Below are 22,323 nucleotides of genomic sequence, written 5' to 3'. Positions count from 1 at the left end.
TGCTGCGTTGAGCGCCTCATGCGAAAATGAGGCGGTGGAGACCGTGCCGAGCGAACAGAGCGAGGAGCTCTCGAAGCTTGCCTTTGGCAGCAACCACATGCTCGCGCTCATGGCTGAGATCGCGCGTTCCTCCGACGGGAAGTTCTCTACTCCGTCCGTGGCGAATGCCACTGGACTGTCGACCAGCACGATCCACGCCCTGCTGAAGCGCCTAAAGCAGTTGGGGCTTGTCCGGCGAACGGATGAGGTCACCCCCGAGCGGATCAGGATCTATCAGCGCGCAGTGCACCCGACATGGGACTACGCACTACGGCTTGAAGCAGAGGCAGACGCACGCGCAGCCGGAACTTTCACCATCCAGTGGGAAGCAACCACGGCGCATCGCTAGTAGACACTCACGAAGGCCCTCGAATGCCTAATCGGTATGGCATCCTTCCTCTATGAGCGTTGCCGAGGACCGCTACGAGGCATTCGCGACTGCGGCTGAGGACCCGTACCTCGGCGCCCTCCTTGGGACGATCGATGAGCCCGGCGGAACCTCGACTGCCAATCGCGCCGGCATGCTCACGGTGGCCTGGTGGGACGAACGTGGCAACGGACCCACGTGCGCCGAACTCATCGAGGCGGTCTTCGAGATCGACGATTGGGATGCCGCGATCGAGGATCCCGGACGGACACTCTTCGAACGCCACGAACAACGCGACCTGCTCCAGCGATGGCTCATCAGCTACTGGACCCGGCTCGGAACGATAGCGTTCGTCCCCGGATACGACGACATCGTCCGGCCAGGACGCGTCGACGTTGTGGCCGAGGCGAACCGAACCGAGTCCGAGTAGATTGGCCAGTTCGGATCGAGGAGGACACGTGCGAGAGCTCATCATTGGCGGTCGCACCATCACGGTCTCCCATATCGAGACCGAGGCGACCGAGTTCGGCGACATCCAGCGCTACCGCATCGACGTGACTGGCTCGGATGCCGTCACCCACCTGTCGAGCCTGCGCTCGTCGCCCAACGTCGATGCCCGTGTCATGGCGTCGGTTATCGACACCGAGCTGCTGCTCGGCTACGAGGGGAGCGCAGAGTCCGGCCTCCTGCGCGATTCTGGGATCCGCGCATGGCGCGACCAAAACCGCCCGCTCCTCGAACAGGCGCTGGATCGGCTCCGCGACGAGATGAAGGATCTTCCTCCTGAGCCGGTGAGCGACGTGGAACGGCTCCTGCTGCGCGCCTTCGACATGAACGGCGACGACGAGGTTCGCGGTGCTTGACTATCCGACTTTCGACTTCGATCAAGTCGACTTCGTCACCTCCGACACGCACTTCAGCCACGCCCGCATCAGCGAACTCGCCGGTCGACCGTTCGCCACGGTCGAGGAGATGGATGAGGATCTCATCCGCCGATGGAACGACGAGGTTCCGCCCGGCAGCGTGGTGCTTCATCTGGGCGATGTGGCGCTCGGCCCGATCGAGGAATCGATCGGGCTCACCGCTCGGCTCAACGGGCGCAGGCTGCTCGTGCCCGGGAACCACGATCGTGTCTCGCCCGCGACACAGTCGAAACGGGCGATCGAGCGATTCCTGCCCAAGTACGAAGCGGCGGGCTGGGAGATCCTTCCGGAGGTCATCGAGGGCACCCGCCGCGGGTACCGGATCATCGCCTCGCACTACCCCTACGCCGGCGACAGCCAGGAACAGGATCGACACACGTCGCATCGCCCACGCTGGGACGACGGCATCCCGCTCATCCACGGGCACACCCACGCGCGGGACTATGGCCCGAACGGGCATCAGTTCCACGTGGGCGTCGACGCGCACGACTTCGCCCCGATCCCGTTCAGCGTCATCGACGCCTGGATCCAGAGCCTGCCCGGAATCGAGACTCGGCTGCAGACAGCGATCCGCGAGGCTCGAGGGGTCCTCGCCGACCTCGACGACACACCGTGGCCTGCCATGGACCACATGTTCTACATGCAGGCCTACGACGTGCTCCACATGCACCTCGAAGAGCTGCTCGAGGCGCTCAAATCGCAGACCTCGCCAGAACGGCGCTCAAGCTAACGGCGACGCTGGCTCGGGCACTGCTGCTGGTGGTGGTCCCCAAATGCGGATCGCAACCTCAGCCAGGTCCGTCGATCTGGACGCGATCTCGCTCTCAGTCCAGGCGTCTGACGCGGCGATCGCGTAGTTGATCACAAGGCTTCGCTGCTTCTGGAACTCTGGGCGCTTGATGTCCCAAGACAGATTCGACACCTCGTTATTGAAGGTCCCTGTGACCAGGGTGAGATTGCCGATGCGGTCGACCGCCGAACTTCGCTCACGGCTCCTGACCACCCAATCTGGATCGGACTCATCCGCCACGATGGGCGTGGCGTCCTCGGCTAGCAGTGGCCAGTGCGCTGCCCACGAGCGAGGCATGACGTGTTCGATCTGGAGGTTGTCGTACTCAACGATTGCGTCGGGCTCGTGGGGGTCCTCGTCCCGAAGATGCTGGTCGATCGACCCGAGGAGCAGGCGGATGCGAGCCTGCGACATCCCGTTGTAGAACTGTCGACCCCCGAACGCGCGGCGCACGTCGTCGTCGGTCGGCCAGGCGAGCGCGCCTACTTGGAGCGCTCCTTCAACTTCGTCTGCGATCGGGCGGCCCTCGCTCAGCGCAGTCTTCGCCTCCTTCAGCACCTTGGCCAGCAGTGAGCCGTAGCCGCGGGTCTGCCAGCCGACGAAGGCGCGACGAAGCGCCCACGACTCGATGGCCAGAACGGTCCGCACATGGTCGTCCAGACTCAGCTGTGAGTCGTCCAATGTCGCGAGCCACGTCAGGAGCGGAACCGCAGTGGTGATGTCGAGCGCGCGGAGCCTTCGATATGCCACGGTGAGGCGCCGAGAGGGCGCCGGCAGCCTCTCGTAGATGGTTTGGTACGCCTCCGCGAAGGCGTTCAACTCCTCGAGAGCCTGCTCTGTCGACGGGCCGTCGTTGAGATACGTCCTTGCCTCTCGGTAGAGGTGCCCGACGTTGGCCTCCTCGCCGAGCGCGGCCGTAAGCCAAACGGAGAGCAGTACATCGCGACGTCCCCGCGCAGCGTGGCCTCGCCCCACATTCTCCTTCCACCACTTGTCGTCAAACTGTGCCCAGTACGCGTTGTATAGCGACTCGACGTCCTCTTCATCGAGTTCAGCGCGTAGGAAGAGAAGGTTCTTGACCAGGTCGATCGCAGACAACGGAGTCTGCCTGCCGTTGAGGACCTCGAAGATCACCTGGGCATCGTCGTTCTCGTCGAGATCAATGACAACCAGTTTGAACAGGCTCGACACTGCGTCTGCCAAAGCGGCCAACCGAGTCGGGTCCACCTCATCCTCGACGAGGGCGTACTCTCTCGACGCCTCGGCGAAATACCGCCTCGCCTCCAGATAGAGGTGGTCCGTTTTAGCGTCGGTTTCGAGATCCCCCATTGCGGAAGGCCAGACCTCTCGATCCTTGCGCCGTGGCCACAGCTTGTAGATCTCGTCGGGCGCCTCGACGACATCGTCAGGGTTGAAGAGCATCCGCCTGACGGACTTCGCACGCTCGCTGCCAGTCTCGTTCAGCACATCGAGGAGGCCGCGGACGAGCAGCTGTATGGTCGTGAGCCGCTGCTGGCCGTCAATGACTGATCGCAGCGCAACGCCCCCCGTCGCGAAAGGAAGGCTCGCGCACACGATCGCGCCCAGGAAGTGTGGAGAAATCGACTGCTCTTTCGACTTGAGCTTCGAGCCTTCCTCTCCACTCGTCCGGACATCGATGAGCCGGTCGGCCGTGGTGGCAAGGTCATCAAAGAGCAACTCCCACTGACCCTTCCGTGTCCACTCGTAGTCCCTCTGGAAAGTAGGGATCACGTAGCGGCGCTCGGGCTTGAGGATCTCCTGCAGTGGGTAGGTCTTGGCGTCCAAGTCGGTGCGCTCCTCGCTGCCTTACAACGTCGATGTATGTCGAGACTAGGACAGCTGACGTGGTGACGTCCCCGCCTCTGAATCGTGCGCGGAACCGTCCAACCAATGCGGTCACGCGCCGGCAATGTGAGAAAGTCAACTGAAGCCCGCACTGTCGTTGAAGAGGTAGTCCACGTGTCAAGCACCACCACAGCCCCACCGCTTCCCGAGGCAGGTCAGGTCGTCGAGGTGCGAGGTTCGACGTGGGCGGTTTCCAACGTGCAAGCTCAGGGGCTCCCGCGAAGCCCCGCTGACGAGGCGGTCGCGCAGCTCAGCCATGTCGTCGACTTGCAGTCGCTTGACGAGGGCAGTCTCGGCGCGCAGCTCAGCGTTGTGTGGGAACTCGAAGTCGGCCACACAGTGACGCCCGCTCAAGGGCTCCCCGACGTGATCCATGCGGACGGCTTCGACCAACCGGAGACTCTTGCGGGCTTCATCGATGCGATGCGGTGGGGAGCCGTGACAAGCGCCGATCCGAACCGCTACCAGGCTCCGTTCTGGTCCGGCGTGAATGTCGAGGCGTACCAACTCGAACCGCTTCGTCGCGCGCTCGGAGCACCGCGCGCAAACCTACTGCTCGCCGACGACGTGGGCCTAGGAAAGACGATCGAGGCGGGCCTTGTCGTCCAGGAGCTGTTCCTGCGGCACCGCGCCCGCACGGCGGTGATCGTGTGCCCGCCCAGCCTGGCGCTGAAGTGGCAGGACGAAATGCGGGAGAAGTTCGGTCTGGAGTTCACGATCGTGAACTCAGAGCTCATGGCTGAGGTGCGCCGCACGCACGGGCTTCAGGCCAACCCGTTCCAGATCTTCCCGCGGGTGATCGTGAGCATGGCGTGGCTGCCGCAAGTGCGGGCGCAGCGACTGTTGCGCGATGTGTACGCGCAGGCGAGCAATCCGAAGACAGGCAGTCGGTACGCGTTTGACGTCCTGGTGGTCGACGAGGCACACCATGTCGCGCCGTCGAGCCCGTCGGCAATCGCCGGTGGGCGAGGGTATGCCGTCGACACCCAGCGCACGGTCGCTGTGCGCCAGCTCGCCGAGAAGTGCGAGCACCGGCTGTTCCTGAGCGCGACTCCCCATAACGGCCACCCGGAGTCATTCACCGCACTGATGGAGATGATCGACCCCCGCCGCTTCGCCCGTGGCGCGAACCTCGACTCGACTGCGCTCAAGGACGTGACGGTCCGCCGCCTGAAGACCGACCTGCCTGGCAAGGGCTTTAGGAAGCGCAAGGTCAGCATGATCCCGTTCGATCCGGCTGACGACGAGCAGAGGATGTTCGCCCTGCTCGATGAGATCGTGACGAAGAGCGCAAAGCTCAACGGTACGAGGCCAACCGGCGACATCGTGACGATGCTGCTGAAGAAGCGCTTCCTGTCCAGCCCGTTCGCGTTCGGGATGACGCTGAGCAACTACCTCGCCTCGAAGGCGGGTCGCGGGCTGTCCGAGGATGAGTACGACGACATCTTCGGCGAGGGGCAGGCTGACGAGGAGGAGGGCCTGTGGGAGCAGGATGAGTCGGAGAAGCTCCGCGAGTCGAAGGCGTCTGATCCGCTCAGTGCCGCCGAGCCGGGCCAGCTTGAGACCCTGGCGAACTGGGGGCTGGGCTATGAGAGTCGCGCCGACGCCCGTCTTGACCAGTTGATCCGGTTCCTTGATGCCGTCTGCCGCCCCGACGGCAGGCTTTGGTCGAACGAGCGCGTCGTGGTGTTCACCGAGTACGCCCACACTGTGGAGTGGCTGACCCGGGTGCTGCGACAGAAGGGGTACGACGACGACCGCCTAGCAGTCATCCAGGGCTCGACCCCGCCCGAGGAGCGGGAGTACATCCGCTCCCAGTTCACCGCCGACCCGTCCAGGGAGCCGGTGCGGGTGCTGCTCGCCACGGACGCCGCGGGAGAGGGCATCGACCTCCAGACCTACTGCCATCGGCTGGTGAACTTCGACATCCCCTTCAACCCCTCGCGCCTCGAGCAGCGCATCGGTCGCATCGACCGCTACGGCCAGACCCAGCAGCCCGAGGTCTACCACTTCGCCCCCGAGCGGGAGTCCTCAACCTACGGCTCAGACCTGCGGTTCATGGAGATCATCGCCCGCAAGATTGCCCAGGTGGAGTACGACCTCGGCTCCGCCAACCAGGTCGTCGGCGCAGAGATCCAAGGTCACTTCGGCGAACGCGCCGCGACGAAGGCGAAGTCGAAGGGCGTGGACACCAACGAGGTGATCAACCAGGCGCTGGCCGGCGGAATGGAACTCAACGCCCGCCTGACGCAGCTCGAGCAGGGCTACGACGCGTCCCGGACGGAGATGCACCTCGACCCGGCGAACCTGCGCCGCGTCGTCGATACCGCGCTGCGGATCAACCACCAGTCGCCGCTCGTCCCGAACTACGACTTCGCGCAGGACACTGACGCCGAGGTCTTCACCGTCCCGAGCCTCACTGCCGGATGGCGTGACACGCTGCGCGGCCTCGACACTCGGCTCGACCCGGGTGTGCTGCGACCGATCACCTTCGACCCGGACGCCGCCAACGGCCGAACGGACCTGGTGTTCGTGCACCTCGGGCACCCGATCGTGCAGAAGGCGCAGCGCCTGTTGCGCCGCTCGCTGTGGAGCATCGACTCCACGCTGCGCCGTGTCACGGCGGTCGTCGTCGATGACCTTGACGAGTCCTTCGTCGCGGCAGTCACTCGGATGGTGCTCGTCGGCCGTGGGGGCGTCCGGCTCCACGAAGAGGTGTTCCTCGCGGGTGTCCGCCTTCACGGTCGGCGCGCGATGGCCGAGGAACGAGCGGAGGCCGCACTTGATACCGCGCTCGACCAGGAATACCTCGTTCTCGCCGACGATCGCGTGCGCGACCAGCTCTGCGACCTGTGGAATGTGCCCGACGCGCCGCTCCGCCTCCGCCTGGAGGAGTCCATGCGGACGCGTGCGGAACGCAAGCAGGCCCAGGTGACCGAGCAACTGCAGCGCCGCGAGGCCACGGACGTGCAACGCGCACAGGACATCTTCGCCGCGTTCCGTGCGAACCTCCGCGACTCCTTGGCGCGGCTGCGCGTTGAGGAGGCAGAAGCGCACGGGCAGCTGTTCACTGACGCCGATCAGGAGCGCCAGTGGCGACGCGACCGTGAGGCGATGCAACGCCGCCTCGACGAGCTCGATGACGAAGAAGAGCGCGAGATCACCGCGATCAAGGACAGGTACGCCGACGTGAAACCCCACACGACCGCCGCCGCCGTGGTCTTCGCGCTCACCCGCAACGACGCTGACGGGTGGCGCGACTGATGGCACGCCGACCCGTACGCAACCGCCCCGCCAAGAGTGCGGCAGACCTGCACCGCGCCTGGCTCGAACTGGTCGACACCGACGGCCCGTTCCTCGCCATTCCACCGCTCAAGCGCGTCTGGCCAGAAGGGATGCCGCAGCTCGCCGAGCCTCGCAAGGCCACCCTTTCCGACGCACGCAAAGACTTCGAGTCCGCCTGGGAGCGTTACGACCGTAGACCCGGGCAGGACACCGCGCTGGACGCCTACCGCTCGGCCCGCGACAAGTGGATCGAGACCGTGCTGCGCGACGTCGCGGGCTGGGCCGAGTCGCTCACGTGGGGTGAGCTCGCGGGTGTCGCCGCGCAGTCTCCAAACCGTGCTGTAACGGTCCGCGCGCAAGCTTCCCTCGCCGGAGACGACGGGATCGGCGCGATCGTGCACGTCATCGACCCGGTCGACTCCCTGCGCGAAGTGCCGGGAGACCTGTGGGCGGCCAACCCAGTCGACCGCGTCGAGGCGCTCCTGCGCGAGAGTCGCGTGCCCATCGGCATCGTCACCGACGGCCGCTGGTGGGGACTCGTGTGCGCACGCGAGAACGCGATGGCAGCCTCAGGCGTTGTCGACGCACTCACCTGGACCGAGGAACCCCGTACCCGCGACGCATTCATGGCCTTAATGGGGCGCCAGCACCTCATCGGCGGTGACCCGGCCGAACGGCTCCCGGTGCTCTTCGAGGAGTCCGTCGCTGCGGCCGAGGAGATCACCGAGGCGCTGGGTGCCCAGGTGCGCCGCGCGGTCGAGCTGCTCATCCAGTCATTCTCCGAATCCGCGGCCGAGGCGAAGCGACGCAGTCTGCCAGACCCACTCCCGGACCGCCCGCACGACAGCTATGAGGCTGCCGTGACGGTGATGATGCGCGTGGTCTTCCTGCTGTTCGCCGAGGAGCGCGGGCTTCTGCCACAAGGCAAACTGTTCGATCAGGGCTACGGCATCGCCGGCGAACTCGACCAGCTCGTCGCCCGCGATTCGGCCGAGAGCGAGGAAGCCCTCGACGCCACCTCCCTCACATGGCACCGGCTGCTGGCCACCAGCAACGCCCTCTACCGCGGCGCGACCTTCGAGAGCCTGCGCATGCCCGCCTACGGCGGCTCGCTGTTCGACCCGACTCGATTCCCATTCCTGACCGCCACGAGCGACGTCGGGACCCTCGGCGTCACCGTATCTGACCGTGTCATGCTGCACGTTCTGCGCGCCGTGCAGATCGCCGAGATCAAGGGCGACGCGCGACGCATTTCGTTCCGCGACATCGACGTCGAGCAGATCGGCTACATGTACGAGGGCCTGCTCGGCTACACCGCGACAGTCGCCCCCGAGGTCGTGCTTGGCATTCTCGGCACCCGCGGGGAGGAGCCCGAAGTCCCGCTGGCGAAGCTGGAGGAACTCGCCAACGCCCACAGCGACCGCAAGAAACTCGCTAAAGCCATCCGCGCCTGGATCGAGACCGACCAGCCCTCTGCCAAGCCCTCCTCCGAGGCCGCCATCGTCAGGGCCATCGACGCTACGGTCGACCCTGGCATTGTGAGCGCGCTCACCCAAGCCGTCGGCGACGACCTCGACCTGCGCGAACGCGTCAAGCCCTGGCTGGGGCTCATGCGGCTCGACCTCCGTAATCGACCGTTCGTCGTCCTCAAGGGCGCGCTCCTGGTCAAGGAGACGCCATCCCGGAAGAATGCCGGAGCGCATTACACGCCCAAGTCGCTCGCCGAGGACGTGGTCAAATACGCACTCGAGCCGCTCGTCTACAACCCCGGTCCGCATCAGACTGCGAATCGGGACGAGTGGATGCTGAAGGCGCCTTCGGACATCCTCACGCTCAAGGTTGCGGATATCGCATGCGGTTCGGGTGCGTTCCTCGTGGCAGCCGCACGCTTTCTCGCCGACCGGCTCGTCGAGGCATGGGTCGCCGAGAACCCTGCCTGGGCGGGACGCAAAGACCTGCGAAACCTCGCCGTTCGCGAGGTCGTCGCCAAGTCCCTCTACGGGGCTGACATCAACGACATGGCCATCGAGATGTGCAAGCTCTCCCTTTGGCTCGTCTCCCTCGATCGCGACCTGCCGTTCTCCTTCGTTGACGACAAGGTGTTCGTCGGCAACTCGCTCCTCGGGCTCACCGACATCCGTCAGCTTCGCGCCATGCACATCGACCCAGCCAAGGCTAATCGCCAGCAGGGAATGCTCGACATCTTCGAGGTCGACTCAGACTCGATCATCAAGCGCGCGATCGAACTGCGGGAAAGCCTGGCGTCTCCGGTTGAATCGGACGATAGCCCGGCCCGATCCGCGGCCGCCAAGAGGCGGCAGCTCGTGCAACTCCAGGCGGTCACGGCCGATCTCCGCAGGCTCGCCGACGGCGTCGTCGCCACCGGACTCGCCCTTGGTGGCAAGCCGGGACGGGCGCTCGACACCGCCTATGAAGACCTGCGTGAAGCGGCACGCAAGGCGTACCCCGGCGCTCGCGGCGAAGCCGACTCCACCTGGCTCGACTCCAAGATCGACCATGGACTCACGCCAACCGTCGAGACCGACTACATCCGTTGGCAGCCGCTCCACTGGATCATCGAGGCCGCCGATGTCATGGTCGATCACGGAGGCTTCGACGCCATCATCGGCAACCCGCCGTTTCTCGGCGGCCAGAAGCTCACCGGCGCTATGGGAACGAACATTCGCGACTGGTTCGTCAACGTGCTGGCAGAAGGCCGCCGCGGCAGTGCCGACCTCGTCGCCTACTTCTTCCTACGTGCGACCTCGCTGTTGCAGGCGAACGGCACGCTCGGACTCATCGCAACGAACACGGTCGCGCAGGGCGACTCTCGCGAGGTCGGACTCGACGCGATGGTTTCGGGCGGTTTCACGATCACGCGCGCAATCCAGAGCCGGTCGTGGCCAGCGAGCAGCGCCAATCTGGAGTACGCAGCCGTATGGGGCACCCGCGCCGATATCGCCGAGAACGCCCCACGGTTCGCCGACGAAGTCGCTGTTCGGCGCGTCAGCACGCTGCTGGAAGCGCAAGGACGAGCTGAGGGCAACCCCGTTCGCCTCGCCGAGAACTCGGGCGTCGCGTTCCAGGGTTGCATTGTCCTGGGTATGGGTTTCGTCTTGGAGCCTGAGGAGGCGCAAGAGTGGATTGCCGTCGATGCTCGCAACGCTGAGGTGCTGTTCCCGTATCTCAACGGCGAGGACCTGAACTCACGCTCCGATAGCTCGCCGTCCCGTTGGGTGATCGACTTCGGCACACGCGAAGAAGTTGAAGCGGCCACATACGAGCTTCCGTTTCAGCGTGTCCGCGAGCTTGTCAGGCCTGAGCGAGCGAAGGTCAAGATCGCGTACCGCCGGGACAATTGGTGGCGGTTCGCCGCATGGGCTCCGTCGATGCGAAAGGCGATCACGGACTTGTCTGAGGTGTTGGTCATCGCGCGTGTCAGCAAGACCGTCATGCCGATGCGGATTCCGACAGGCTCGGTGCCAAGTGAGGCATGTGTTGTCTTCGCGTCCGATAGCTACGGAGCCCAGGCAGTCTTGTCATCGAGCCTGCACCGAACCTGGGCGATCACCTTTGGATCCACGTTGGAGACGCGAGTTCGATACACGCCGTCAGACGTCTTCGAAACTTTCCCAATGCCCACGAGCACTACGCGCCTCACTTCGGCGGGCAGAGTTTTGGAGCAGGATCGACGGGAAATCATGCAGCGTCGTGACCTTGGTCTCACGAAGCTCTACAACCTCGTTGATAACCCCGCAGTCGACGCTGACCCCGACGTTTCACATCTCAGGGACATTCACGTCGAGATCGACGAGGCCACTGTAGAAGCCTACGGGTGGGCGGACCTTCGGTTGAGTCACGGCTTTCACTCCTATCGTCAGGTCGAAAGGTGGTCTTTGGGGGCGGCGGACCGTGTCGAGACCCTTGACCGTTTGCTGCTTGAGAATCAGCGGCGCGCAACGGCCAGTGAACCGGATTCGGAGAACAAGACGGCGAGCGGCATCGGCCCGCGAGCGGAAACCCTGTTCGACTGACGACCCTCGGAGCGGGGTCATCTGAATAGGAGGCCGTCCTCGTCAACGACAGTGGCGGCTCCGCCTTTGCTCGACGCGGCTGATTGCTCGGTGAGCGCTCGTCGATGATTCTCTTCAAGCAGGCGATCCAACAGCTCGACGCGCGCGGTCATACTGACTGTCCAGCGCTGCATGTTTCTGAAGGTGTAGAAGCCGTGATCGGCGCTGATGTCAGACCAGCCGTAGGCGTCGAGCACTGCGCGGTCGAGCTCGACGTGCAGCTCACGGATACGATCAACATCACTGTCCGCGCCCGCGCCCACCGCCTGATCATTGACTAGGTTGTAGAGCTTCGTGAGACCAAAGTCCCTGCGCATCATGATTGCCCGACGCTCACCGTCAAGCACCAGCCCGAGTTCCGCGATGTCGGTCGTGGTGTCGGGACGCGGGAATGTCTCGAAGACGTCGGAAGGCGTGTACCTGGGATCGTTCCCTCATGCCGGATCCGTAGGTGATTGCCCAGAGCTGGTGCAGGCTCGATGACAAGACTGCCTGCACGCCGTAGTCATCGGACGCGAAGACTCCAAGTGCATGACTGAAAACTTGCCCAGACGCCACGCGCATAGGCATCACGGTCTTGCTCACAAGCGCGATGACCAACACCTCAGACAAGTCCGCGATCGCCTTGCGGAGGGCCGGCCGCTTCTCTCCGTACTGCCACCACCGCTCGGGCAAAGGTCTACGAAGCGCGTACTCACCGTCGGGCTTGAGGCGCTGTCGCTCCGGCTTCACGCGTTCGACGAGCCGATAGTACGGGAGCGAGTACGCGCGTGCTCGCTCCTCGGACCAGTCATTGAAGTCGATCACCCAGCGCGAGGCAGATGCATCGGGTCGCTGGTTTAGGTCCTCGCCGTTGAGATACGGGAACAGCACCTCAGCGTTGCGAGCATCGGCGGCAATCCACTCTTGCGCCTCTTCAGGCTCCAAGACGAAACCCATGCCCAAGACGTAGCAGCCGATGAAGGCCAGTCCAGAGTTCTCGGCAAGACGCTCTGGCATCCCGTCCACGCGACCAGAGGCCTCTAGGAGGGTACTGATCCGTCGAACGCTGACGTCATCGGCTACGCGAGGCAGTTCGTCGTTCACAGAGCCGCGGGTGCCCCACACTGCCGCGTACTCGAGGTTGGCGCTCGCTGCGGGCCACGAGCGACTCTGGATTGCGCGTGTGATCGTGAACCCGGCAGCGACCATCGCGTCGAGTCCGACCTCGCGAGAGTCGCCCTGGGCGACTGTGTTCGTCGCGATGAGGCCGAGTGTGCCGTTTGCCTGCAAGAGCGAGGTGGCACTGCGACGGCAAGGCCGATGCGCTGGCCCGATGAACCTTAGCAAAGCACGCCGCTGCGTCCTGTATGCCCGCCTCAGTGTCACCAAGGAGGAGTCCGTCTCTATCGCTCGTCAGCTCCAGTCTTGCCGCCGCTACGCCGAAGCCCGCGGGTGGGAGATCGTCGGCGAGTTCGTCGATGACGGTGTCTCTGCCACGTCCAACCGGCCCGAGGAGCGTCACGGGTGGAAGTCGCTGCTCGCTGCTCGTGACTTCGATGCCGTCATCATCTGGAAGGTCGACCGGCTCGCCCGTCGGGTGCTCGACTTCCTCCACGCCGACGAGACCCTCCAGAAGCGCGGCGCTGGTTTGGTCGCCGTAGAGGACCCGATCGACATGACAAGTCCCCAGGGCCGCGCCTTCGCGGTCATGCTCGCGGTCTTCGGCGAGATGGAAGCCGAAGCCATCCGTGCCAGGGTGCGAGCGGCCCGCGCACAGATCCTCAAGGATGGCCGATGGCCCGGCGGTGGCATCCCGTATGGATATCAGTCCGTGTCGAACCCCGACGGTCCCGGCCGTGTGCTGGTGAAGGACGACGAGCGAATCGGGTGGCTCTCCGACGCGGTTGCCAAGGCACTGAGCGGCGACACAGTGAACGCGATCGCTACCTGGCTCACTGACAGCGGAGCCCCGCTTCCCGCGCGACGCACCGAGCGGACATCGGGCAGCACGTCGTGGAACAGGCAGACCGTCGATGGCCTCCTGAGAAACCCCGTGCTGGCCGGGATGACCCCGCACAACCCGGGCCGCGCCAAGAGCGCCAAGCGGGTCGACCCGTTCGCCGTGCTTCGAGACGAACGAGGACGGCCGGTCGTCAGCCGGGCGCTCGCCATCATCACGACCGAGGAGTTTGCGACCTTGCAGCGGTTGCTTGACGCCCGGACCGTGCCTCAGGCCCGGAAGAAGGCCGAGCGCCAGTCCACGAGCGCGTTCCTGTCGCGCGTGGCCCGGTGCGCTGAGTGCGCGGTGCACCTCTGCCGCGGCACGAACCAGAAGCGACCCGTGCTCTACTGCCCGAAGTGCCGCCAGACGATCGGACGCACCGCGCTCGACGACTACCTGATCGACCGGCTCCTCATCGAGCGCGCCAACGAACTCATCGGCGACCTCACAGTCGACGACGCATGGGCACGCGCCGGCCATGACGACATGGCACGGCGCGCGGTGCTCGTGTCTCAGTTGGACACGCTCGTGATCCGACGCGGCGTCGTCGGTCGCTACTTCGACGAGGAGCGAGTGTTGTTGACGTGGTCGTCGTAACAGCCACATCCGCGTGGCCGACACCGATCAACGTCAGTGGTCTGCGGCAGACTGGTGCCCATGGCAGAGAGCACGGACGCGCCCACCCCAGCGGACTCGGGCTACGTGCTCAACTTCCCGACCGACGGCACGTCGTTCGGCGTGCGCGAGAACCTTGTGGACATCTTGGAACGCGAGCTGCTGGGGCCGATCCACGGAGACGAAGAACTGCTCCCGTTCAGCCCGAAGCAGATGTACCTCGTCGGGCTGATCGCGCCGGTCAAACTCACGACCACCGATGGCTCGGGACTCGACCAGGACGACGCCGACGACCTGGCCGAGGTGCGTCTCGACGAGGACGGTGTGACCGAAGGGCGCGGAGTCCCGACGGTTGCGGCCGACGAGAGCGAGGCGGATGCCGAAGAGGACGACGTCGAGGACCGCGCACCCAAGCAAGGGTTGATGATCCCGGCGTCGATGGGGCTGCGATTCCAGGTGCCCAGCGATCTCGAGTCGTTCCACGTCACGGCGTCGTGGGGCACCTACGAGACGGTCGAGACCGACGACGTGTCGAAGGCCGGGCGACCCATTCGGAAGTACCAGCGCTCGCCGATCGAGGAAACCCGGACCATCACTCTCGCTGCGCTGACTCCCGGTCGCACCGAGACGGTTGTGTTGCGCGATGCGATCTGCCTGCGGATCGATCGCTACGACGACGCCGAGTTTGGTCGGGTGCTCGTGGAGATCGCGCTGTGCAACGACCGCGAGACGCCACTTCCTATCCCGTCGAACATGTGGATGTTCCAGACGAAGCTTCTCATCGACGCCGGTGGCGCTGAGGCATTCTTGCCGGTGCGAGACGTGCTGGAACAGGACTGGCCCGAGCACGACGACGAGGTGCGGCGGCTCGACCTCCAGTACAAGGACCGGCTCGAGTTCGCGATCGGCCGCACCTGCTCGGCCGACTGGGTTGTGCGCAAGGGTTCGCGGCGCGCGACGTCGGTGTCGACGACGTGGTTGCCGAAGGCCGAGACTCCGCAGACTAGGGCCGGCGAGGTTGAGGGTGCGACGCTGTCGATGAAGACGCTGGCCTCCGTCGGTTCTGACGAGTTGCGCGCCGGGCTTGCTCCCTTGGTCTCCGGCTATGGGGCGTGGCTCGACCGGCAGGAAGGGGTGGCGGCACAGCTTCCCGAGCACCTGCAAGAGATCGCCGATGTGGTGCTGTGGGAGGCGCGGCAGGCGCACCAACGCCTTGTCGACGGGCTGGAGTTCGTCGCCTCCGACGCCACTGGGCTTCAGTGCTTCCAGTTCATGAACAGGGTCATGCGCGATCAGCGCCTCGCTTCCCAGGTCGCCGAAGCGCGAAAGTCCGACTCGGCACTGCCGATCGCGCAGGCGCGGCAGGACCTTGAATCGGCCGAGGCTGACGGAAAGCCCGTCGCGTCGTGGCGTCCGTTCCAGCTCGCGTTCATTCTCATGCAGCTCGGGTCGCTGACCGACCCGACGACCGCGTTGCGCAGCGCGGAGCATCAGGCCCGCGTGGAGCTGCTCTTCTTCCCGACAGGTGGTGGCAAGACTGAGGCGTACCTGGGCCTGGCCGCCTACACGTTCGCAATCCGCCGTCGGCAGGCGGTCGTGCAGTCGATCGACGGTGCTCTGAACGGCAGCGATGGCGTATCGGTGCTGATGCGATACACGCTGCGCCTGCTGACGGCGCAGCAGTTCCAGCGTGCGACCGCACTCGTCTGCGCCGCCGAACTCGCTCGCCGCGAGGACGAAGAGACCTGGGGAACCGAACCGTTCCGCATCGGCCTCTGGGTCGGCACCGACGTCAGTCCGAAGCGGTTCGAGGAAGCTGACGAGCAGCTCAAGAAGGTCAACGATGGTGCTTCGCACCGCCTGACGGTCCTTCAGATTCAGCGCTGCCCGTGGTGCGGGACCGAGATCACCCCGGCGAACGTGAAGGGTGACGCCACCAGTCGCCGGGTGTTCGTGCACTGCGGTGACGAGCTGGGCCGGTGCCCGTTCTCCAAGGGAGGCGGCGTTCCCGAGGGACTCCCGGTGCTCACCGTGGACGAGGAGATCTACCGACTCACACCGGCATTCGTCATCGCGACCGTCGACAAGTTCGCACGGCTCGCGCGCGAGGGCGAGGCCGCCTCGCTGTTCGGGTTCGTGAGCAGGCGCTGCGGGCGGCACGGCTACGTCCACCCCGACTACACAGGCTGCACCGTGCAGTCGCACCCGGCGAACAACGGTCACCCCGCCGCGACGGTCATGTCGGTCGGGCGCCTGCGCCCGCCGGACCTGATCATCCAGGACGAGTTGCACCTCATCACCGGGGCGCTTGGCACGGCCGTTGGTCTGTTCGAGGTCGCCATCGAGACGCTGTGCTCGTGGGAGACGCCCGAGGGCAAACCGGTCAAGCCTCTGATCGTCGCCTCGACGGCCACCGTGCGCAACGCGGTCGAGCAGGTACGGCAGCTCTACGGCCGCAAGGTGGAGATCTTCCCGCCGCAGGTGCTCGACGTGGCCGACACCTTCTTCTCGCGCGAAGTCGAAGTCTCCGAGCAGAATCCCGGCCGACGCTACGTCGGCGTCAGCGCGCCGGGCGTGCGCCTGTCGAGCGCCGAGATTCGCCTCGCCGAGGTGCTGCTACTTGCAGGCCAGTTGCTGCTCGACCGCACTGGGATCGAGGCAGACCCATACATGACTCTCGTCGGGTACTTCAACGCCACGCGGGAGCTGGCCGGCATGCGCCGCTATGTCGATGACGACGTCAGTACGCGGGTAGGCAACCCCCGCCGCGACTCCGGATTCCCGCGGCGGTATGGCACCACGTTCGGAAACCTCAACGTGGCGGAGCTGACGTCACGGATCTCAGGTGCCGACATCGGCAAGACCCTCGACAAGCTCGGGCTCGAGTTCGACCCGGGCTATGACACGACCGCGGCGTTCCAGGCACGAATCGCGTTGCGCCGAGAAGACAAGGTCGCCCCCAAGCGCGACGGGGACGCCCCCTTCGACGTCGTCCTCGCCACGTCGATGCTCCAGGTTGGCGTGGACGTGCAGCGCCTCGGGCTCATGCTCGTGGTCGGCCAGCCGAAGAACACCGCCGAGTACATCCAGGCGTCATCGCGAGTGGGCCGCGACGCGACACGCCCGGGCCTGGTCGTGTCGCTGGGAAACTGGGCGCGGCCACGCGACCTCGCCCACTTCGAGCAGTTCCGGCACTACCACGACACCTTCTACAAGCAGGTCGAGGCACTCTCCGTCACGCCGTTCTCGCCGACCTCGCTGGAGCGAGGCATCGACGGGCTACTGGTTAGCGCCGCGCGCGTCGCCCAGGCGACTATCGCCGACGGTCTATCGCCCGAGCGTGAGGCGGGCAAGATCGCCTCACAGCATCCCGCAGTCGTCGGGATCATCGACCGGCTGAAGGCGCGGATTCTCGCCGCGTCGCAGGACGATGACCTCACGAAGAAGGCCAGCGACCTACTGACGAACCGGGTCGACCGGTGGACAAGCCGCGCCGGGTATGCCAGCGAGCGGCACCAGACACTCGTCTACGAGCGCACTGGCGAGGGCGACAAGTACCTGCCGCTCATTATCAGCCCCGAAAACCACCGCGCCAAAGTTGGCAGTTCCAGTGAAGCGCCGTTCGTGATCGCCAACTCGATGCGCGAAGTGCAGCCGGAGATCAACATTCTCGTCTCGCCCGTACCAGACCGACTCTTCGCGAGAACTCCCGAAGGCGTTGACAACTGGGCGCTGCCCACCGGGGAGGACGACTGATGACCGACACCACCACCACGCCACTGGCCGACAACAACGACGCCCTCGACCCGCTCGGCGACGCGGACGAAGGCCTCGCGAAGAATCGAGCCAAGGTCGGGTCCGCGCGTCCTTCTTCGCTCCTGTACACCTACGGTCCTGGCGCGATCATGGACTTGCCGAACTTCTCGGTCATGCCCGCCGGACTCGACGACTGGGAGCCGATCTGGAAGCGCCGCGAGGTCGTCCCGACGATCCTCGAACCGCGCTTACTCAACGTCGTCCGTCTGCACCTCGGCCCCCAGGTCGACGCGCTGCGGCCGTTCCCGTGGCAGCCCAAGAAGGGCTCGATGTCGACCGAGGGCTCGGACCTCGGCCTTCCCGCGCGGGTGTTCCCGCAGTGGTTCCGATGCACCGGCTGCGACTACCTCGGCCCGCTCCCCCGGTTCACCTACACGAACACGCATCCGTTCCGGCCAGACGTCGCCCAGTTCACCCACAAGCCCTGCCCTGGCCGCGGCGGACGGGGGCGCCGCGAGGGCAGTCCGGCCGTCCCCGCACAGCACCTGCTGACCTGTACCAACGGACACCTCGACGAGTTTCCCTACACCCTCTGGGTTCACCGGGGTCAGAAGTGCCCGAACGCTGAGAACCCCGACCTCAAGATGCGCGACGCCAACGTCGGCAAGAGCGTCGGCTCGACGATCATCTGCCAGTCGTGCAACGCCACACGCGGCATGGCGGAAGCCCAGGGGGCGAAGGGGCGGCTCAAACTGCCCCAGACGTGCCGCGGACGCCATCCCCACCTCGGCGCGTTCTTTCCCGGCTGCAGGGCGCAGCCCGCGCTCATCATGATGGGCGCCTCGAACCTGTGGTTCCCCTCAACGCAGAGCATCATCGTCATGCCGCGCTCGGACGCCGAGCAGAAGGAAGCACTTGCCGACCATCTCCGCGTCGAACTCGGCATCGACCAGATCCGGCAGTTCGCCGACCAGATCGCGGTGATCCGCGCCCTGGCTGGGGCGCGCAACATCGACGTCGCCGGGCTCACCGACGCCGACATCGCTGCTGCCATCGCAGACGTGATCGCACCGCCGGAGTCCGAGGCGGACCGAGAGGAGCGCCGCGCCAACTGGGACCCGATCGAGTTGCTCATCCCCGAGTGGCGCTACCTCCAGAAGCCGACGCTGTTCCCCGAACAGCAGAACAACACCGGGCTGATGGTCACCGAGATGCAGCGCGGCCCGGATCTGCACCCGCGCATTCACCGCGTTGTCGGAGTCAACCGGATGAAGAAGGTCAACGCGGTGCTTGGCTTCACCCGCCTCGATGAGATGGACCGGGTCAACGACGTCGCCTCACGCCTGGTCGAACTCACCCGGAACGGCAAGCCCTCCTGGGTACCTGCAACCGAAGACCGCGGCGAAGGCATCTTCTTGCAACTCGACCTCGACGCCGTCGGGCAGTGGGAACGACACATCGAGTCCACCCCGCTGTGGAACTCCCACGTCGAGGCGCACCGTCGCAACTTCACTCGGCGCTTTTCCGAGACCGCCGCCGCCGTAAATCCCGACACCCGACTGCCCGGTCCCCGGTATTGGCTCGTCCACACGCTGTCGCACATCCTCATTCGCGAGATGGCAATGTACTCCGGCTACGGCGCCGCCAGTCTCACCGAGCGCATATACGCCTGGCGGGAAGAGCCCGGGCGTGAGGCGGCCGCGGGGCTGCTCATCTGTACGACTGCATCCGACAGCGACGGAACGCTCGGCGGTCTGGTGGCGCTGTCGGAACCGGTAAAGCTCCAGAGCATCGTGCTAGCGGCGCTGCGCCGGGCCGCGCGGTGCTCCTCCGACCCGGTCTGCGCCCAACGCACCCCATCGGACCCGGAGGACTTCCTCCACGGTGCGGCCTGCCACACCTGCGCCTTCGCCTCCGAGACCTCCTGCGAGAAGGCCAACCGATTCCTGGACCGCCGGTTCCTCCTCGACCTCCCCACCGCGAAAGGCCCGGTCGTCCCCGGGTTCTTCGGCAGCACCCATGGCCTCTGACCCGCTCAACCAACTCGGCAGCTTCCTGACCGCCACCGAAGCGGAACGGCTCGCGCTGCAGTTCGAACTCGGTACGCCCGTCAGCGTCGCCGTGCGCGAGATCGCGATCAGCCGACGCGACCAGGCGAAGGAACTCCTCGCCGCCTGCGGGTTTGAGCCTGGCGCCCGCGAACGTTCCGTCAGTGTGCTGCGAGCCATTGCCGGAGCCAAGACTGTCCTGCGGGAGCTGGTTCCGGTATGGACGATGCCTGGCAACGAAGCCAACACGGGCCGTCTGACCAGCGAGTTCCACCGCATCGTCGGTTCTGCACGACAATCGGTCACGGCCGCGACTTACAACTTCCAGGACACGTCTCGGATGTGGACGACACTGAAGGCGGCATCGGAGCAGCCAGGTGTCGTCGTCACCGTCTACGTCGACGCTGCGGTCGCTGACGCCACGACGATCAAGGTGCAGCTCCCACAAGCCACGGTGTACCGGTCAGCGGTCCTGCCGAACGGCAAGCTGGTCGTGAGCCACGCGAAGTTCATCGTGGTCGACCACGAGCTGCTCCTGATCACCAGCGCGAACTTCAGCTACTCAGCCGAGAACCGAAACGTCGAGTTCGGCATCCTCGTCCGCGACAGCGCCCTCGCCACGTCCGTCGAGGCAATGATGACGAGCAAGCACGGGTCGCTCTACGAGCTCATCAACGCCTGATCTGCACCCGTCACCTCGTTGCGAGGTAATCGCTCGTCGGCGGCCGTGCCGCCGAAATGTCCAGATGGACAGGTGGTGGACATTTCATCTGCGAAATGGACAACTTCAAACAAAACCTACACTCGGCTGTAGGAACCGCTCAGAGATGTCCACGACGACTCGACGAGACCGAGGAATCGCGGCTAAAGTGTCCGCGTCCAACGCGTGTGTCTACTCCTCGAGTTGTCCATCGCGGTTCGAGCTGACGACACCCGCCAGAAACATGTGCTCGCAGCTCATCGTTTACAGAGTGGTGACGACGGTACCTGCTGGTTTGTACAGCACAGCCAAGGCGGTAACGCCGACGATGGCGAATCCGAGCAGCGCGCTAGCCGCGATGGGCAGTCCAATGACACCGAGCCAGCCCGCGATCGGGTAGCTAACCAGAAAGCAGCCGTGCGAAAGTGCGAATTGTGCGGTGTATACCAGGTTGCGGTTAGCGGGGGTGGACGCGTCGGCTAGAAGCCGTGACGAAGGGGTGTTAATCAGCGAGGTACTGGCACCGAGCAACGCCCAGGTGGCAAGCAGCATCCACCAGCCCTCTCCCGTGGTCGTGGCGATAATCGTCATCGCGATGGCCGCGATCAGACCCGAAACAAGCGTCCAGGCACCGATGCTCATGGCGCACAAGACACCGATGCGGTCGACGATCCACGGGACGTTGAGGGCAATGATCAGGGAACCGACCCCATACGCGCCGAGGGCGAGGGCGAGGGCGGTGTCATCCAGGTCGAACACGCCTTTGGTGTAGACGACGGAGTTGACCAGGACGATAGCGGTGCCGGCCGCGACGACCACGTTGGCGGCCATCAGGAAGCGGAGGCTGGGCGTGCGGGCGAACACGCGCAGCCCGGTTGGCAGCCGCTCCCAGAACGTGCCGGTGGACGCATCGGGTACGTGTGCGGGAAGGCGGGCGATGAGGACGAGGGTGGCGGAGGCGGCGAAGCCGACGGCGGTGCCCACGAACAGGTTGTTGTAGCTGATCACGGCAAGTAGGGCTGCGGCGATGACGGGGCTGAGGATCGAGTCGAGATCGTAGGCGAGGCGTGACAGCGCGAGGGCACGAGTGTACTGCTGGGGGTCGGGCAGCACGCTCGGGATGAGTGATTGGAAGGCGGGGGTGAAGGTCGCGGACGCGGACTGCAGCACGAACACGAGCACGTAGATCTGCCAGGTGTCCTGGACGAAGGGCAGGGTGAACGCGATCGCGAGTCGAACGGCGTCGGCGCCGACCAGAACGGCCTTCTTGGGGAGCCTGTCCACGAGCGCTGCAACCAGGGGTGCGACGCCGACGTAGGCGACCATCTTGATCGTCAACGCGGTGCCGAGCACCGATCCGGCGGCATCTCCGGCGATCTCGAACGCGAGCAGTCCGAGGGCAACGGTGAGCAGGCCGGTGCCGACAAGGGCGATGACCTGGGCGAAGAACAGCGCCCGGTAGGTGCCGTTGCGTAAGACGGTGATCATGGCGCCACAGGGCGGCTGGCGTCGGCTCCGGCGTGGTGGTGCGGGGCGGCGCCACCGAGGGAGTGCTCGGCTTGGAAGATCGCGTCCGTGACCAGCTGGCGCGCGTGTTCGTCGGCGAGGGCGTAGAACACGCGGGTGCCGTCTTGTCGGGTGGTGACCATACGGGCCAGGCGCAGCTTGGCGAGATGCTGGGAGACGGCGGCGGGTGACTTGTCGACGATGTCGGCGATGTGGTTCACGGACAACTCCCCGGCTCCCTCGAGCGCGAGGATGATCCGCACGCGGGTGGCGTCAGCGAGCATCGCGAAGACCTCGACGGCGAGCTCTACGTAGAGGCTGTCGGGGTCGCGGCCGCATGTCACGTTATCTGCATTCATACGCAGATTCTT

Annotated in this window: 15 protein-coding genes; 10 read left to right on the top strand and 5 right to left on the bottom strand. The window is 65.5% G+C overall.

Going from position 1 to position 22,323, the window contains the following annotated elements; translation table 11 throughout:
- Positions 1-34: 34 nt before the first annotated feature.
- Genes BKA24_RS02305 through BKA24_RS02290 form a run of 4 tightly spaced genes read left to right on the top strand, consistent with a single transcriptional unit; the run spans position 35 to position 2,059 of the window.
- Positions 35-388: a MarR family transcriptional regulator gene (locus BKA24_RS02305; protein ID WP_184214670.1), complete on the top strand. Its 354-nt coding sequence runs from the start codon at positions 35-37 to the stop codon at positions 386-388.
- 52 nt (positions 389-440) lie between these two features.
- Complete coding sequence (locus BKA24_RS02300; protein ID WP_184214668.1) at positions 441-836, top strand: hypothetical protein; 396 nt, start codon at positions 441-443, stop codon at positions 834-836.
- Positions 837-864: 28 nt separating this feature from the next.
- Positions 865-1,269 (top strand): hypothetical protein, encoded by a 405-nt coding sequence (locus BKA24_RS02295; protein ID WP_184214666.1) that lies wholly within the window; start codon positions 865-867, stop codon positions 1,267-1,269.
- The gene (locus BKA24_RS02290) at positions 1,262-2,059 is read left to right on the top strand and encodes a metallophosphoesterase (RefSeq protein WP_184214664.1); all 798 of its coding nucleotides are present in this window, start codon (positions 1,262-1,264) and stop codon (positions 2,057-2,059) included. Before BKA24_RS02295 ends, BKA24_RS02290 begins: the two co-directional genes overlap by 8 nt.
- Here BKA24_RS02290 and BKA24_RS02285 read toward each other — a convergent pair.
- Positions 2,051-3,925 (bottom strand): DUF262 domain-containing protein, encoded by a 1,875-nt coding sequence (locus tag BKA24_RS02285; RefSeq protein WP_184214662.1) that lies wholly within the window; start codon positions 3,923-3,925, stop codon positions 2,051-2,053. The genes BKA24_RS02290 and BKA24_RS02285 overlap by 9 nt on opposite strands.
- Before the next feature lie 174 nt (positions 3,926-4,099).
- Between BKA24_RS02285 and drmD the strand changes: the two genes are divergently transcribed.
- Positions 4,100-7,249 carry a DISARM system SNF2-like helicase DrmD gene (drmD, locus tag BKA24_RS02280; RefSeq protein ID WP_184214660.1) on the top strand — a complete coding sequence of 1,050 codons (3,150 nt, stop codon included), beginning with the start codon at positions 4,100-4,102 and terminating at the stop codon, positions 7,247-7,249.
- On the top strand, positions 7,249-11,304 hold the full coding sequence (locus tag BKA24_RS02275; RefSeq protein WP_184214658.1) for a DNA methyltransferase: 4,056 nt from the start codon (positions 7,249-7,251) through the stop codon (positions 11,302-11,304). Before drmD ends, BKA24_RS02275 begins: the two co-directional genes overlap by 1 nt.
- 17 nt (positions 11,305-11,321) lie before the next feature.
- Here the strand turns inward: BKA24_RS02275 and BKA24_RS02270 are convergent, their stop codons facing one another.
- Positions 11,322-11,663 (bottom strand): hypothetical protein, encoded by a 342-nt coding sequence (locus tag BKA24_RS02270; RefSeq protein ID WP_184214656.1) that lies wholly within the window; start codon positions 11,661-11,663, stop codon positions 11,322-11,324.
- Positions 11,664-11,682: 19 nt separating this feature from the next.
- On the bottom strand, positions 11,683-12,342 hold the full coding sequence (locus BKA24_RS02265; RefSeq protein ID WP_184214654.1) for a DNA methyltransferase family protein: 660 nt from the start codon (positions 12,340-12,342) through the stop codon (positions 11,683-11,685).
- Between the two features lie 316 nt (positions 12,343-12,658).
- On the opposite strand from BKA24_RS02265, the gene BKA24_RS02260 reads away from it, so the two are divergent.
- Genes BKA24_RS02260 through drmC form a run of 4 tightly spaced genes read left to right on the top strand, consistent with a single transcriptional unit; the run spans position 12,659 to position 20,428 of the window.
- The gene (locus BKA24_RS02260; RefSeq protein WP_184214652.1) at positions 12,659-13,924 is read left to right on the top strand and encodes a recombinase family protein; all 1,266 of its coding nucleotides are present in this window, start codon (positions 12,659-12,661) and stop codon (positions 13,922-13,924) included.
- Positions 13,925-13,984: 60 nt separating this feature from the next.
- Positions 13,985-17,698, top strand: a complete 3,714-nt coding sequence (gene drmA / locus BKA24_RS02255; protein ID WP_221417264.1) for a DISARM system helicase DrmA — start codon at positions 13,985-13,987, stop codon at positions 17,696-17,698.
- Positions 17,698-19,728: a DUF1998 domain-containing protein gene (drmB, locus tag BKA24_RS02250; protein ID WP_184214650.1), complete on the top strand. Its 2,031-nt coding sequence runs from the start codon at positions 17,698-17,700 to the stop codon at positions 19,726-19,728. The genes drmA and drmB overlap by 1 nt, the downstream gene beginning before the upstream one ends.
- On the top strand, positions 19,718-20,428 hold the full coding sequence (drmC, locus tag BKA24_RS02245) for a DISARM system phospholipase D-like protein DrmC (RefSeq protein ID WP_184214648.1): 711 nt from the start codon (positions 19,718-19,720) through the stop codon (positions 20,426-20,428). Before drmB ends, drmC begins: the two co-directional genes overlap by 11 nt.
- A 282-nt stretch (positions 20,429-20,710) precedes the next feature.
- Here drmC and BKA24_RS02240 read toward each other — a convergent pair whose 3' ends face one another.
- Both BKA24_RS02240 and BKA24_RS02235 read right to left on the bottom strand, forming a co-directional pair.
- Positions 20,711-21,934: an MFS transporter gene (locus BKA24_RS02240; protein ID WP_101305188.1), complete on the bottom strand. Its 1,224-nt coding sequence runs from the start codon at positions 21,932-21,934 to the stop codon at positions 20,711-20,713.
- Positions 21,931-22,311, bottom strand: coding sequence for an ArsR/SmtB family transcription factor (locus tag BKA24_RS02235; protein WP_067121069.1), 381 nt, complete (start codon positions 22,309-22,311; stop codon positions 21,931-21,933). The genes BKA24_RS02240 and BKA24_RS02235 overlap by 4 nt, the downstream gene beginning before the upstream one ends.
- Between the last annotated feature and the right edge of the window lie 12 nt (positions 22,312-22,323).

Source organism: Microbacterium marinum (assembly GCF_014204835.1).
In the GTDB taxonomy this organism is placed as follows: domain Bacteria; phylum Actinomycetota; class Actinomycetes; order Actinomycetales; family Microbacteriaceae; genus Microbacterium; species Microbacterium marinum.
This window is presented reverse-complemented; position numbering and strand designations above follow the sequence as displayed.